12 protein-coding genes and 1 pseudogene are annotated in these 14,379 nt (G+C 41.9%); 4 read left to right on the plus strand and 9 right to left on the minus strand.

Annotated features, from left to right (window positions below; genetic code table 11):
- Window positions 1-101: 101 nt before the first annotated feature.
- The 3 genes from hpf to AC6H04_RS09475 form a co-directional block, all read right to left on the minus strand.
- Window positions 102-656, minus strand: a complete 555-nt coding sequence (hpf, locus tag AC6H04_RS09465) for a ribosome hibernation-promoting factor, HPF/YfiA family (RefSeq protein WP_497571429.1) — start codon at window positions 654-656, stop codon at window positions 102-104.
- A 158-nt stretch (window positions 657-814) separates the two neighbouring features.
- Entirely contained in the window at window positions 815-1,495 is a 681-nt protein-coding gene (locus AC6H04_RS09470) for a ComF family protein (protein ID WP_497571430.1), read from the minus strand.
- Window positions 1,488-2,840: an ATP-dependent helicase ComFA gene (locus AC6H04_RS09475; protein WP_497571431.1), complete on the minus strand. Its 1,353-nt coding sequence runs from the start codon at window positions 2,838-2,840 to the stop codon at window positions 1,488-1,490. The genes AC6H04_RS09470 and AC6H04_RS09475 overlap by 8 nt, the downstream gene beginning before the upstream one ends.
- A gap of 50 nt (window positions 2,841-2,890) precedes the next feature.
- Here AC6H04_RS09475 and AC6H04_RS09480 point away from each other — a divergent pair, with 50 nt between their 5' ends.
- Entirely contained in the window at window positions 2,891-3,541 is a 651-nt protein-coding gene (locus AC6H04_RS09480; protein ID WP_497571432.1) for a YigZ family protein, read from the plus strand.
- 102 nt (window positions 3,542-3,643) lie between these two features.
- Here AC6H04_RS09480 and AC6H04_RS09485 read toward each other — a convergent pair whose 3' ends face one another.
- The gene (locus AC6H04_RS09485) at window positions 3,644-4,738 is read right to left on the minus strand and encodes a glycosyltransferase family 4 protein (RefSeq protein WP_497571433.1); all 1,095 of its coding nucleotides are present in this window, start codon (window positions 4,736-4,738) and stop codon (window positions 3,644-3,646) included.
- Between the two features lie 277 nt (window positions 4,739-5,015).
- Here AC6H04_RS09485 and AC6H04_RS09490 point away from each other — a divergent pair, with 277 nt between their 5' ends.
- Entirely contained in the window at window positions 5,016-5,459 is a 444-nt protein-coding gene (locus AC6H04_RS09490) for a CidA/LrgA family protein (RefSeq protein WP_497571434.1), read from the plus strand.
- A 39-nt stretch (window positions 5,460-5,498) separates the two neighbouring features.
- Complete coding sequence (gene lrgB, locus AC6H04_RS09495) at window positions 5,499-6,263, plus strand: antiholin-like protein LrgB (RefSeq protein ID WP_497571435.1); 765 nt, start codon at window positions 5,499-5,501, stop codon at window positions 6,261-6,263.
- Between the two features lie 346 nt (window positions 6,264-6,609).
- Here lrgB and AC6H04_RS09500 read toward each other — a convergent pair.
- From AC6H04_RS09500 to AC6H04_RS09520, 5 genes and pseudogenes are all read right to left on the minus strand, one after another.
- Window positions 6,610-6,903, minus strand: a pseudogene (locus AC6H04_RS09500) (CocE/NonD family hydrolase); the annotation flags it as partial.
- Window positions 6,904-7,101: 198 nt separating this feature from the next.
- Window positions 7,102-8,937, minus strand: a complete 1,836-nt coding sequence (locus AC6H04_RS09505) for an APC family permease (protein WP_497571436.1) — start codon at window positions 8,935-8,937, stop codon at window positions 7,102-7,104.
- Between the two features lie 321 nt (window positions 8,938-9,258).
- Window positions 9,259-10,881, minus strand: a complete 1,623-nt coding sequence (gene groL, locus AC6H04_RS09510) for a chaperonin GroEL (protein ID WP_497571437.1) — start codon at window positions 10,879-10,881, stop codon at window positions 9,259-9,261.
- Between the two features lie 59 nt (window positions 10,882-10,940).
- A complete protein-coding gene (gene groES, locus AC6H04_RS09515) occupies window positions 10,941-11,225 on the minus strand; it encodes a co-chaperone GroES (RefSeq protein WP_497571438.1) in 285 nt (94 codons plus the stop codon).
- A 282-nt stretch (window positions 11,226-11,507) separates the two neighbouring features.
- A complete protein-coding gene (locus AC6H04_RS09520) occupies window positions 11,508-12,146 on the minus strand; it encodes a redox-sensing transcriptional repressor Rex (RefSeq protein ID WP_098825537.1) in 639 nt (212 codons plus the stop codon).
- A 248-nt stretch (window positions 12,147-12,394) separates the two neighbouring features.
- On the opposite strand from AC6H04_RS09520, the gene AC6H04_RS09525 reads away from it, so the two are divergent.
- Window positions 12,395-14,353: an ABC-F family ATP-binding cassette domain-containing protein gene (locus AC6H04_RS09525; RefSeq protein WP_497571439.1), complete on the plus strand. Its 1,959-nt coding sequence runs from the start codon at window positions 12,395-12,397 to the stop codon at window positions 14,351-14,353.
- Window positions 14,354-14,379 lie beyond the last annotated feature (26 nt).

The raw sequence follows: 14,379 nt of genomic DNA on the forward strand, positions 1-14,379 counted from the left end.
TTTTTAAAAGACTGTAATAAAAGCATTACAGTCTGACTACAAAGGGACCGAAGCTTTGATTAATAAAGCTTCGATCCCTTCGCAATGATATTTTTAAATAATTAATCGCCGGCTTCAATCAAACCGTAACGACCGTCATTACGACGGTAGACGATATTGACAGCATCGGTTTCAGCGTCTTCATAGATAAAGAAGTCATGCCCTAGCATATCCATTTGTAGGATTGCTTCTTCGTTGTCCATTGGTTTCAAGGAAACTCGCTTCGTCCGAACAACTTCTAACTTTGCACTATCATCAGTGTCTTCGCTGTCGGCAGTTTCAGGTGTGAATTCAAGGTTTTTGAACCCTTTTTCACGAGACTTACGGTTGACCTTTGTCTTGTACTTGCGGATCTGACGCTCTAGCTTATCCGTAACCAAATCAATACTTGCATAAAGATCTGGAGACGTTTCTTCTGCCCGAAGTGTCAAATAAGGAAGTGGAATAGTAACTTCCACCTTAGAATCCTTATTTTGATACACCTTCAAATTAACATGAGCAGTTGAATCCACGCTTTGCTCAAAATACTTCTCAAGCTTACTGATCCGCTTTTGAACGTAATCCCGGATTGCTTGAGTGACCTCGATGTTTTCGCCACGAATATTGAATGTGAGCATAGAACTTCTCTCCCTTCCACAACAAACAAAAGTTAATTTAAGCATACCTAAGTCTACGGCTTAAATGTTTGTTTTGTTTATAGCTTAATTATAATAGAAAGCGCTACAATACACAATAGTTTAAGGCTCCAAACAGCATTAATCTGTATTTATTCAATTTATCCGTGAGCTAAAGTAAGACCCACAACCTCACTAGCACCAGCGTCTAAGAGCAATGTTGCAGCGTGACGAATCGTCCGACCAGTGGTATAAATATCATCCACGATCAAGACCTTCTTTTTATTAAATTTTTCAGCACTTAAATTTAGCTTAAAAGGCTGCTTAGATTTGAGCCGTTCCTGACGATTTTTGGCTGACTGAGGCCGCTGCTTATCCAACTCAAGTGTCGTCAGTCCATCCACTATCTTAACAGGTTCTAATAGACCAGCAACTTGATTGAACCCCCGACGTTGCTGAGTTGCCATGTCAATCGGGATTGGCACCACTAGGTCAGCTTTAAAGCGATTGATCTCATGAACGATTTCGGCTTGAAAAACTTTTCGCAGTCGATAATCACCGTAAAATTTATACTGTGACATATATTGTTTAAGCAGCTCATTATATTGAAACATTGCCCGGTTTTTAAAGCTTGGTAGTTCTTGCCATTTTGCACAATCTGGACACAACTGTTCTGACCATGCACGACCGCAACCCGGGCACGCCTGTTCAGGCGAAATGGCTTCTAAACTGCCAAGACACGTCTGACACAGTAATGGCGGTTCAACTGGTTGAAAGTTTAACAACTGCCAGAGTGTTAGCTGTTGACGGCTATTACGGTGACATAGTAAACATTCAGCCATGAGTTTCACCCCCTATTAATCCCTCTTTTTGGGCCTTTCGATTAACGAAGCGGATTTGGCGCCGAGCTTCTTTGATTGCTTTCGTTTGACAATCAGCAAAAAAAGCCACCAGCCCTGTAGGATAAGCTGCTTTGCGGCCAGCTCTCCCGGCAATTTGGACCAGGGCAGCAGTTGAAAACACCGCATCATCCGCACCCAGTACGACGACATCAATATTGGCAAAGGTAACACCGCGCTCTAGAATGGTAGTCGTAACTAAGCAATCCAAATCACCATTTCTCATCTGCTGAACTTTTTCATGCCGGTTCTCATCCCCTGCATGGACTGTTGCTACTTTCATATCCGGAAATTGATGTTTAAGTGCTAGCTGCACCCCTTCTAAATCCTTTACGTGCGGCACAAAAAGTAGAAAATGACGTTGGCGTGAAACGATTTTTCTAAGAATAGTTGTTACTGCACTAGGCAAACGACTTTTAACCAGAACTTGGCGCCATCTATTTGTTAACTTTAGCCGTATCTCCGGTAATGGATACCCGTGATACCTAGCAGGTAAATAACTCACTGACAGTTTTTTCTGACGTTCCTGCCTTTGTAATTCTTTACTGGGTGTCGCGGTGAGATAAAGTAATGCTCCAGACTCTTTCTTTGCCTGCTCAGCCGCATAATTCAACCCAGGATCAGCAGCAAACGGAAATGCATCCACTTCATCAATCACCAGAACATCAAAAGCATGGTAAAATCGAAGAAGTTGATGCGTTGTGCAAATTGTGAGCTGGCAATATTCGTAAGGTCTGTCCATCTCACCGTACAGCACAATTTGTGGAATCCCGTCAAACGCGGCTTGAAACCGTGGTGCAAGCTCTAAGCAAACATCAATTCTCGGTGATGCGATGCCGACACGTAGTCCTTTCATTAAAGCTTGTGCAATACCGTAAAACAACATTTCGGTTTTACCAGCACCGGTCACTGCCCAAAGCAGATGCGTTTTACCAGCAGCAAAAATATCGTTGATTTGCTGACTGCAAGCGTCTTGAGCAGGCGTCAGCTGTCCCGACCAGGTTAACGGTGATGTCGGCCATTGTAAAAACTGATTGGGCTCAGGCAACGACCACAGCCATTGGTTGGAAGTGACTCGCCCCAGTTGGAAACAGTGCGGGCAATAATAGTTGCCGTTCGGTAGTCGAACCTCTTGCTTGGCCGTCTTCTGACTGCAACGTTGACAGATTGCCCACTGACCGGTCTCAATCATCGCTGATCGACGAATCAATTGCGGTTGCCAATCAGCTTTAACCACCATCGTATCGGCCAATATTTGTCGACCAAAAAGTTGTTTTTCTTCCATCATTTCCACCACCTCATTAACTATACATACGCAGAAATGGAGTCATTCAATCAATGTCAGAAAATTATTTAACAATTAAAGCCGCTGGTTCCCACGAACTGGAAATTAAAAAATCCCGTTTTATTTGCAGCGTACAACGTGTTGAGACTAAAGACGCGGCCGATGCCTTCATTGCCGCCGTTCGTCAGAATAATCCCAAAGCAAATCATAACTGCTTCGCCTACATGCTAGGTGAACATGATGAAATCCAGCGTGAAAGCGACGACGGTGAACCTTCTGGAACCGCTGGCGTTCCCATCCTGGAAGTGTTAAAACAACTGAAGATCCATAACGTTGTCGCCGTGGTTACCCGTTACTTTGGTGGTACCAAATTGGGTGCTGGCGGCTTAATCCGGGCTTACAGTAACGCTACCTCCCGTGCCATCGAGCAAGTCGGTTTAGTCCAAAAGGTTCTACAACGAGATCTCATTTTGACCGTTTCATATGCCAATTACGAGAAATTGAATTATCATCTCCAACAGGAACAAATTAATCTCATCGACACAACTTATGGTAGCAACGTTGTGGTCACTATTGCGGTGGACTTAACTGCCGTCGAATCAGTTCAAACTAAAATTACGAATTTACTTTCCGGCCAAGTCACCATCAAGACCGGGAACGAACACTATCATGAAGTCGACGTACCCGTTTATCCAGCTTCTTAGGATTGAAACCTTTCCTCAAATTTAACGATGCAAATAGCGCCAACCATCTGTCTCAATCAAACAAATGGTTGGCGCTATTTTAATGATTTATGATCATAAAAATCAGTGTGAATTCTTTGACGTTGTTCCCTTCACTAGCCGCTTGATCCAGTTCAGCAAAGGCTGCCGGTTCACACCAACTAGACCGATTGCTTCAACAAACAACTCTAAGCCAATTAAACTAGCGACGGTTAAACAAATTGTCCCCCAAGTTGGTGAGATTGGGTACATTAACGAAATAAACGCAAAGATTAACGCAATGCCGTAAATGACTAACACGGTTTGCCGATGTGTTAGGCCAATTTGCATCAAGCGGTGATGTAAATGGTGCTTATCGGCGTGTGAAATTGGTTGCCGATTCAGTAAACGCCGCAATATAGCATAGACGGTATCCGTTATGGGAACACCCATGATGATCACTGGAATAATAACGGAAATAAACGTCACGTTCTTTAACCCGTACAATGAAAAGACTGACATCATAAACCCAATAAACAGTGAACCGGTATCACCTAGATAAATACGCGCCGGAAAGAAATTATAGGGCAAAAAGCCAATCATTGCCGCAACTAAAGCAAAGATACTGATCCCCACAAAGGTATTTGCAACATTCAAAAAGAATAACCCAGTAATTCCCATGGTTGATAGTGCGATAATCCCCACACCAGTGGCCAAGCCGTCCAAACCATCAATCAAATTAACGGCATTCGTAATGGCTAATATCCAGATCCATGTAATGGGCAAACTTAACCAACCAAGTGATACCATGCCGACAAACGGAATCGTCAAGTGGCTCATTTTAACCCCAGCAGCAAAGTAAACTACTAAAGCAGCGATGGAAATACCGATAACCTTTTGACGTGGCTTAAGTTCGAAAATATCGTCAATCGTACCGGTGGCAATAATCACACACTCACCAGCGAAGACTCCCCACAACTGACGCGTGGGAATCTGAAACCTTAATAGGAAGATAGTCGCAAAAGAATAAGAAAGGAAAATGGCCAAGCCGCCCATCGTGGGCATCGGTACCTTATTCACCCTTCTTGCATTAGGATTATCAATTGCGCCAACTTTAAACGCCAGTTTGCGGACAAACGGTGTCAGGATGGCGGATAAAATCATAGTCGCAACTAAACTGACAATGATTTCAAATTTCATAGTAGTTTCCTCTCTTCGTGACACATTGGTACTATTATACAAATGGCTTTCAGTAAACACAATCACTCACCTTAAATTTTTCGGCCATTAATTGAACAAATTGAGCAAACTGATTAATTTAAACACCAATTACACAAGCATTTTTTCAGTAAGCGTTTGCAATTATGACTATAGCCTTGCGTTTTTTTGGAAAAATGAGTATACTTACATTGTGAAGCGAAAGCGCTTTACTAGTTTGTGAAAAATTTTTTATAATTTCTGAAAGGAGTGTTTAATTATGGCAAGTAACCAATCTACCAAGACTGAGGGAACTGAACACGAAGCGGCACCAATTTTACAGCAAATGTGCATCTTCGCAACGGTCTTATTCGTTTCTTCATTAATTTCACCATTATTCCCTAAGTCATTCCCAGTTCCAACTCCGGTTATTGGTTTGGCTTTGATGTATGTACTTTTAGCATCACACATCATTAAATTATATCAAGTGGAGAAGATGGCTGACTTTTTGATTAGCTTAATCGCCTTCTTGTTCGTCCCATCTGGTATCCAAATGGCCAACTCACTGAACGTCTTCACTGACGATGGTGCTTTGACCGGTGTTATGCTGATTGTGACTATCATCTTAGCTACTATTATTCTGTTAGTTGTAATTTCATACACGACCGCAGGATTTATGGCCATCAGTCGTAAAGTATTCCACAAATCAACTGATGTTCAGTAATTCGGCGACTCTCCCCAACTATAGAAAGGATTGAGTTAAATGACCTGGGTGAACTTTTTCGGTAATGCATTAGATCCGAAAGTCGGTGGGATTGCATTCTTTGGTATTTTCTTATCATTAGCAGTGTTTCTCATTGGCCAATATTTATTTAAGATTTCAAATGGTTTCTTCTTATTCCAGCCATTATTCGTTGGTATGGTTCTAGGTATTTTCATTCTTTGGCTGATGGCTAAATGGTTCGGTGTTTCACTGCCAACCTTCTACATGTCAGCATACAAACCAGGTGGGGATATCCTATTCTGGTTCTTGAACCCTGCCACTATTGCTTTTGCCATTCCGCTGTATCGTCGGAATGATGTTGTTAAGAAGTTCTGGTTAGAAATTGTTTTGTCATTGATCGTTGGTATGGTGATTTCATTATTCGTCATCTACTACGTATCAAAGGGCTTAGGACTCAACAACAAGATGATTGCTTCTATGTTGCCACAAGCTGCAACTACTGCGATTGCGATGCCTATTTCTGGCGCCACTGGTGGTATTCCAGCCGTTACTGCGATGGCATGTATCATCAACGCCGTCTTGATTTACGCCTTAGCTGATGTCTTGATCAAAGTGTTCCGCTTAAACAGCGACCCAGTTGGTGCTGGTTTAGGTTTAGGTACCGCAGGACACACGGTTGGTTCAGCTAAAGCCGTTCAACTCGGTTCCATTCAAGGTGCTATGGCTTCTATCGCCGTTGTTGTCATTTCAATCGTTGTCGACATCGTTGTACCACCATTTGCACACATGATGGGCTTGTTCTAAACAGGTAATTAATTTAAAAAATTTTTCTCAACTACAAACTAAAATAAAGCTTAGGATGCCATATCCTAACTTAACAAGAAAGTCGTCAGATCAAGTTCTGACGGCTTTTCTTGTACAAGTAATTACTCAGAAAGTCAGTCAAAAGTAATTTCAAGACCGTGTCATCATTCAGTATTTCAACTATTTGTAGCCAGGATTAGTTGCCATTGTACTTTCGTTTTGAATGTCAATATAGCCTAACTGTTCTTCAACATAAATAGGACCTATTCCCAACAGTGATTGCCGGAATAGGCCCTATTTTCTTATTCATATTAAATTCTGGAATCTACCGCGTCTCTTCTTACTGGGTACCAGCGCTCTTGCCATAAGGGCTCCATGCAATTAACGTTGGAAACTTGTCATCCGTTGTTGGCATATAAATATCAGTATAAATCGTCACACCGTCACGAAGCTTCACAGGGACGTCTTTTAACATCTTAATATCACCTGAAAGTGGTTTAAACCCATCGGCGATTTGCTGACCTTTCTTGAGGATCACTGTTTTAGTTTCAAATGGACTAAGAACACCATGTTCAACACCATTATCAATGTAATCAAAAGCGGGACTAAATTTCATGTTTTCAGTAATCTTTACGGTCATTTGTATTCCCTCTAATTGTCTATGCTGATTCGTTTAAGCATTGAGTATACGGGATGTATAGACGGGATGTACAATTGCAAATTTGGATATTCATGAAGGAAATACACCTGTTATTTAGTTTATGAATAGCAGGTCTGGAACTTCGGAGACTGATGTATAACAAAAACACCCAGATCAATTATCTGGGTGTTTGGGTAACTATCTCTTTAAGTGGTAACTATAAGTTGAAACAATGATATTTTGACGTGTATTTAGCGCTGAACGCAACCTCAACGCCGTTTGGTTATGCAAAATATTCTGCCATGGCCGTCGTGGTACGAATTGAGGAACAAGCACCGTGGTAGTGAAATTCCGTTCTGCAGCCCGCTTGGCGATGACATCACAGAACCGCAAAGTCGGTGTGATAATTGACCGATAAGAAGAATGAATATCAACAAACCGAACGTCAGGAAATTCAACTTTAAACTTCTGAGCCGTTTTATGTTCCTTACGTGGATTCTCGTCAAAGGAAACGTGCATAGCAATCACGTAATCCCCCACTGAACGGGCATAATCAATCGCACGAGCCGTTACCTGCGTCACGTCACTCACAAGCACAATCACAGTTGCACCGTCATAGTGATGATTAACCGTATCACTGTTTTCACTAATCCGTAACTGACGCGCAACGTTCACATAGTGCCGATGAATACGATAAAACATATAAATTACGGCAGGCATGACAATCAAATATGGCCAGACGTTAGGAAAGTGAAGGAAGAATAAGAAGACAACCAACGCAAACGAAATGAATGCACCAAGGAAGTTGATGCAGGCCTTGAGTTGCCATTTACCTTCACGAACTCTAAACCAATGACGAATCATACCAGATTGAGATAAGGTAAACGGTACGAACACCCCAACAGCATAAAGCGGAATTAACAGACTCGTCTTCCCATGGAAGATAATGATTAAGAAGATTGCCCCTACCGCAAGTGAAATAATGCCATTTGAATAACCCAACCGATCACCGCGATCCAAATAGGCGTGTGGCAGGAACTTATCCTTAGCCAAGTTATAAGCCAAAATTGGGAAGGCAGAAAAACCGGTATTAGCAGCGACAGCCAAAATGGCAGCCGTTGCAAGTTGCAATAGGTAATAGATTAAACCGTGACCAAAAACAGCTTGGCCAATTTGAGACAGAACAGTATTATCAGCCATTGGCTTAATACCTAGATAGTAGCTTAAGAACGTAATACCACCGAAGAAGAAAGCCAATATCGATGCCATAATAGCTAATGTCGCACTGGCATTATGACTCTTAGGCTTGCGGAAATTGGGCACTGCGTTACTGATCGCTTCAACCCCTGTCAGAGAGGAAGAACCGCTTGAGAACGCCCTGAAGAACAGTACTAGTGTCATTCCCTGGATAGGTGCTCCAACGGCCGCAGAGGCGTGATATGCGACGTGTCCGGTGACAATCTCAAAGATTCCCCACCCAATCATCACAAAAATCATGAGAATGAAGAAATAAACGGGTAAAGTCAGCATCGAAGCTGATTCACGCATTCCTCTAAGATTAAGTCCCATGATCAGTAAAACTAAAATAATTGAAATACCAACTTGATGGGAACTAATAGCAGGTATCGCAGAAATAATCGCATCAGTACCAGAGGTAACAGAAACCGCCACGGTCAGCATATAATCAACTAACAGTGATCCACCGGCAACTAACCCAGCTGGTTGTCCCCAGTTGGTTGTTGCAACAACGTACGCACCCCCACCGGATGGGTAGGCGTGAATAATCTGTTGGTATGACAACGTGATTGCGAACAGTAAAATCAAGACTAACGCAGCTACCCAAAGTTGATACATCAATGCTGCTGCAGAAAGCGTGATTAAAACCGTTGTAATTTGTTCAGTCCCATATGCGACTGAAGATAACGCATCAGAAGAAAGTAGTGCCAGTGCCTTAAACTTGGTTAAAGCCTGTCCACCTTCGTCCGTTGTCTTCAACGGTTTACCAATGAGTAACCGTTTCAAATAACGCCACATGATTTTTACTCCTTTATCGACGAATAACAGCTATCAATCACAGGATAATAGTGACCGATAGCTCCTTTCGAAATTTAATATCTAAAATAAGTGAATGCCGCAAATGGGTATGCAAAATCAATAGGTATTGTACAACAAACTATCAGATGAAAGCAAGCTGGTAAAAGGTAAACTGAAATGGTTGAGATATCACCACTAGCCAACAACTCGTTTTAATCAAATTTTGACTTTCTTTGAAAACAAAAAGCATTCGCAATGTGGTTCATTGCGAATGCTTTCATCGTATTCAAACACAATCTATCAGATGTTTGAATGAATTTATTACATCATACCGCCCATACCTGGTTGAGCAGGTGCAGCTGGAGCAGCATCATCCTTTGGTTCGTCAGCAACAACGGCTTCAGTCGTTAACAGCAATGCTGAAACTGAAGCAGCGTTTTGAAGCGCTGAACGGGTAACTTTGGTTGGATCAACGATACCAGCCTTAACCATGTCTTCGTACTTGTTAGAAGCAGCGTTGTAGCCTTCGCCTGGCTTCAATGTCTTCATGTGTTCAACGATAACTGAACCTTCAACACCGGCATTTTCAGCGATTTGACGAACTGGTTCTTCCAAGGCACGACGAACGATTGCAACACCAGTAGCTTCGTCGCCTTCAGCTTCAACCTTTTCCACTTCTGGGATGACGTTGATCAAGGCAGTACCACCACCAGGAACAAAGCCTTCTTCAACAGCGGCACGAGTAGCGTTCAAAGCATCTTCGATACGGTACTTGCGTTCTTTCAATTCAGTTTCAGTTGCAGCACCGACACGGATAACGGCAACACCACCGGCCATCTTAGCCAAACGTTCCTTTAGCTTGTCACGGTCGAAGTCTGAAGTTGTTGCATCGATTTGAGTCTTGATTTCAGAAACACGTTCTTGAATTTGTTCTTTGGCGCCAGCACCTTCAACAATGGTTGTGTCGTCTTTAGTAACGTTAACCTTGTTTGCTTGGCCAAGTTGTTCAAGCGTAGCATCCTTCAAGTTCAAGCCCAAATCATCGGTAATAACAGTACCACCGGTCAATACGGCAATATCTTGAAGTTGTGCCTTACGACGGTCACCAAAGCCAGGAGCTTTAACAGCAACCACGTTGAAGGTCCCACGCATCTTGTTCAAAACAAGTGTTGGTAATGCTTCACCAGTAATATCATCAGCGATGATCAAGAGTGAACGACTTTGTTCAACAACCGATTGCAATAATGGCAAGATATCTTGAATGTTAGCAATCTTCTTGTCAGTAATCAGAATGTATGGGTTGTCCAAGTTAGCTTCCATCTTATCGTTGTCGGTAACCATGTACTGTGACATGTAACCACGATCAAACTGCATCCCTTCAACAACGTCCAAGCTAGTATCAACACCACGAGATTCTTCAATGGTGATAACCCCGTCGTTACCAACTTTTTCCATTGCGTCAGCAATCAAATCGCCGACTTGTTGGTCAGCTGAAGAAATAGATGCGATTTGAGCGATATCGCTCTTAGTGGCAACTTTGTGGCTCATCTCATGTAAAGCCTTAACAGCGGCGTCAGTAGCCTTTTCAATACCACGACGGATACCAACTGGGTTAGCACCGGCAGTCACGTTCTTCATACCTTCGTTAACGATTGCTTGCGTCAAAACAGTTGCAGTGGTGGTACCATCACCAGCAATGTCGTTAGTCTTTGAAGCAACTTCAGCAACTAACTTGGCACCAAGGTTTTCAAAGTGATCTGACAATTCAATAGCCTTTGCAATCGTAACCCCATCGTTAGTGATGGTTGGGTTACCATATGATTGTTCCAAAACCACGTTACGACCTTTGGGACCAATCGTTGTTTTAACTGTATCTGCTAACTTATCAACACCGGCAAGCATTGCTGACCGAGCGTCTTCAGAAAACTTAAGTTCTTTAGCCATAGTTTTACTTCACCTCATAAAATAATTTAGTTTAAAATTTTAGTCCAGTTACTTCTTAATTAGTCGACAATTGCGACTAGGTCTTTTTCATGGACAACGAGATATGAGTCACCGTTATACTTAACTTCAGTACCTGCGTATTTATCAAATAAGACAGTGTCGCCTTCTTTAACACTTGGCGCAACCTTTTCACCATTGTCAAGCACACGGCCACTACCTACGGCAACAACCTTGCCAGTTTGTGGTTTTTCCTGAGCATTACTTGCTAGTACGATACCACCAACAGTCTGTTCTTCTTCTTCTTGTGCTTGTAAAATTACACGGTCTCCTAATGGTTTTAACACTTGAATCCCTCCAATAAATATAAAGTTTAGCACTATTAGCACTCATCTAACATAAGTGCTAATCACAATTAATACTATAAAATTATTCCCACCCAAATGCAAGCCATTTACCTAAAAAAAGCACGATTTACTAAATCTTTTACATTGTCTTCGGTTTCCTAACAAAAGTAAAAGTGGCTCAACTACCAGTACATCAACTGATAATCGAGCCACTTCATTTAATTAAGTATTGAATACTTACCTGCGAAAACAGCAAGTCGCTATTCTCGCATTTGCAAATAATTACTCTTCTTCATTATAATGATCTAAAAAGTAGATCAACGTTTGCAGTTCATTAGTCAAATCAACGTTTTGGACCCGTACGTTTGTTGGCACGGATACTCGTAATGGCGTAAAGTTAAGAATCCCACGAACGCCACCCGCAATGGCATCGTCCGTGACGTTTTGAGCAACTGATTCTGGAACCGTCAAAATCACAATCTTGATTTGCTGATCCTCTAGCTGCTTACGTAATTCCGACATGGGATAAATCGGAACACCGCTCTGAACGGTATTTGCTAAATCTGGGCGGACATCAAACGCCGCACTGATCCGCACATTACTGTTCTGATGAAAATTAAAGTTCAGCAGGGCATTTCCTAAGTTACCCACACCAATAAGCGCAGCATTAGTTAGTTTGTCCTGATTTAAAATCTTTTTGAAGAACTTTAACAAACTATCAACATCGTACCCGTATCCTCGTTTTCCAAGTGCACCAAAATATGAAAAGTCACGACGAATCGTGGCCGAATCAACCTTAACGGCCTCTGAAAGTTCTGTTGATGATACTCGATTTTTATCAGAATCATGCAAAATATTGAGATAGCGGTAATAAATCGGTAATCGTTTTGCAGTGGCCTTCGGAATCTTTGTTTCTGCCAATTTCTCTTCCTCCTTGTGAATTTACCTAATTAAAAATACCTTAGAAAACGAATCTTTTATCATCAAAATAATTGCGAATTTCTAAAATAAATAAGTTTGTGAAAACATCATTCTAGTTAATTGTAGCATATTGGGGCGATTTGTGAAATAATTTTCAATAAAAAATCCATGAACATTTTACCAAACCTATCAGTATCTCACTAATTAATGGTAGAATAGTTTCACAATAGAAAGGCAGCTGATACGACATGTTATTACAGGTCCAACAAGTAACACGCCGGTTCGGCGCGGATACTCTTTTTGATAATGTCAACCTAGATGTCCCTGAACACGGTCGGGTGGCTCTCGTGGGTCGAAACGGTGCTGGTAAATCGACTCTGGTCCGCATGATTACGGGTATTGACGCTCCGGACGAGGGGCAAATTATTTACAAAAAAGGCATGACCATTGGGTATTTAGCTCAAGATACCGGACTCGATTCTGATAAATCAATTTGGGAAGAAATGGCCAGTGTCTTCCAAGAACTTCAGGATCAAGAAGATGAACTGCACCGTTTGGAAGAACGGATGAGCGACCCAGAAGTGATTAATAATAAAGAACAATTTGAACAACTTTCAAAAACTTACGATCAACGGCAAACTTCCTTCAAAAATAACAATGGTTACGGCTACCGTGCAGAAATTCGTGGTGTTCTACACGGTTTCGAATTTGGCGAAGAGGATTATGGACGCTCGATCAACGAATTGTCTGGCGGACAAAAAACCCAGTTAGCGTTAGCTAAGCTACTGCTCGAAAAACGTGATTTATTAGTTTTGGATGAACCTACTAACCATTTGGACGTTGAAACCTTAACTTGGCTTGAAGGCTATATTCAATCTTATAAGGGTGCCCTACTGATTGTTTCTCATGACCGTTATTTTTTGGATCGACTGGTGACTGAAGTCTACGAAATGTCTATGGGAACAGTCTTACACTTTCATGGCAACTATTCAGCCTACGTCACGCAAAAGGCAGCCCAATTGCAACGCCAATGGAAAGAATATGATAAACAGCAACATAAAATATCTCAGCTAGAAGATTTTGTTAACCGCAATATCGTGAGAGCCTCAACAACCAAACGGGCGCAAGCTAGACGTAAACAACTTCAGAAAATCGACCGTATACAGCGGCCTGAAGCTGATGATAAAGTCGCTCACTTTGCGTTCACTCCCCGTCGTCAAAGTGGCAACATCATTTTGACTGTAAAAGATCTGGCAGTGGGTTACGAGCCTAGCAAAGTATTAGCCCAACCAGTTAATATCGACATCAAAAAGCACCAAGCTATTGCCATCGTGGGTCCCAACGGCGTCGGTAAATCAACCCTCTTAAAAACCATTCTGGGAAAAATTCCTGCACTCGCTGGCAAAGTAACCTTTGGCACTGGTGTCGATACTGGTTACTATGACCAAGAACAAAAATCATTACACGGTAATAAAACGGTTTTAGCCGAACTTTGGGACGACCATCCTACGACACCTGAAAAAGATATTCGCACGATTCTCGGCAGCTTCCTATTTACTGGAGAAGATGTGGATAAGATGGTTCACAGTCTCAGTGGCGGTGAAAAGGCACGGCTACTGTTAACAAAACTTGCGATGAAGCACGATAATTTCCTGATTTTGGACGAACCTACTAACCATTTGGATATCGATAGCCGACAAGTGCTTGAAAACACACTGAACGATTTTGATGGTACGATCCTGTTTGTTTCTCATGACCGTTACTTTATTAACCAAGTAGCAACTTCGGTAGTTGAACTATCAGCTAAGGGCTCTGAACTATTCCTTGGGGATTACGATTACTTCATCGAAAAGAAGCAAGAACAGGCCGCTGTTGCAGAAAAGAAACAAGAAGAAGCGCTGGAAAAAGATCCCAGTCTTGCCGTTAAACCTGTTAGTCAAAAAAAGCAAAATTATCAGCAATCAAAGGAACGACAAAAACAAGAACGAAAATTAGCGCGCCAAGTCGAGACATTAGAGCAGCAACTTAACGACTTCACCGAGAAAAAGGGCCAGATAGAAACTACCATGACTCAGCCAGAAATCTTTTCCGACCAAGCGAAAATGGCAGAATTGCAAAAACAGCTCGAAGAAATAACTAAGCAAATAGAATCAACCGAAAATAATTGGGAGGAAGCTTCTTTAACACTAGAAGATTTATCCGACTGATCGTATAAAACACAAAAACAGATTTC

The sequence above is a fragment of the Secundilactobacillus sp. MJ173 genome (assembly GCF_059704265.1).

What these genes read in the sequence shown, in the direction of transcription:
- AC6H04_RS09525 (WP_497571439.1), top strand. Translation starts at nt 12,395, where the DNA reads ATGTTATTACAGGTCCAACAAGTAACACGCCGGTTCGGCGCGGATACT.
- groL (WP_497571437.1), bottom strand. Translation starts at nt 10,881, where the DNA reads ATGGCTAAAGAACTTAAGTTTTCTGAAGACGCTCGGTCAGCAATGCTT.
- AC6H04_RS09480 (WP_497571432.1), top strand. Translation starts at nt 2,891, where the DNA reads ATGTCAGAAAATTATTTAACAATTAAAGCCGCTGGTTCCCACGAACTG.
- AC6H04_RS09485 (WP_497571433.1), bottom strand. Translation starts at nt 4,738, where the DNA reads ATGAAATTTGAAATCATTGTCAGTTTAGTTGCGACTATGATTTTATCC.
- AC6H04_RS09505 (WP_497571436.1), bottom strand. Translation starts at nt 8,937, where the DNA reads ATGTGGCGTTATTTGAAACGGTTACTCATTGGTAAACCGTTGAAGACA.
- hpf (WP_497571429.1), bottom strand. Translation starts at nt 656, where the DNA reads ATGCTCACATTCAATATTCGTGGCGAAAACATCGAGGTCACTCAAGCA.
- AC6H04_RS09490 (WP_497571434.1), top strand. Translation starts at nt 5,016, where the DNA reads ATGGCAAGTAACCAATCTACCAAGACTGAGGGAACTGAACACGAAGCG.
- lrgB (WP_497571435.1), top strand. Translation starts at nt 5,499, where the DNA reads ATGACCTGGGTGAACTTTTTCGGTAATGCATTAGATCCGAAAGTCGGT.
- AC6H04_RS09470 (WP_497571430.1), bottom strand. Translation starts at nt 1,495, where the DNA reads ATGGCTGAATGTTTACTATGTCACCGTAATAGCCGTCAACAGCTAACA.
- AC6H04_RS09475 (WP_497571431.1), bottom strand. Translation starts at nt 2,840, where the DNA reads ATGATGGAAGAAAAACAACTTTTTGGTCGACAAATATTGGCCGATACG.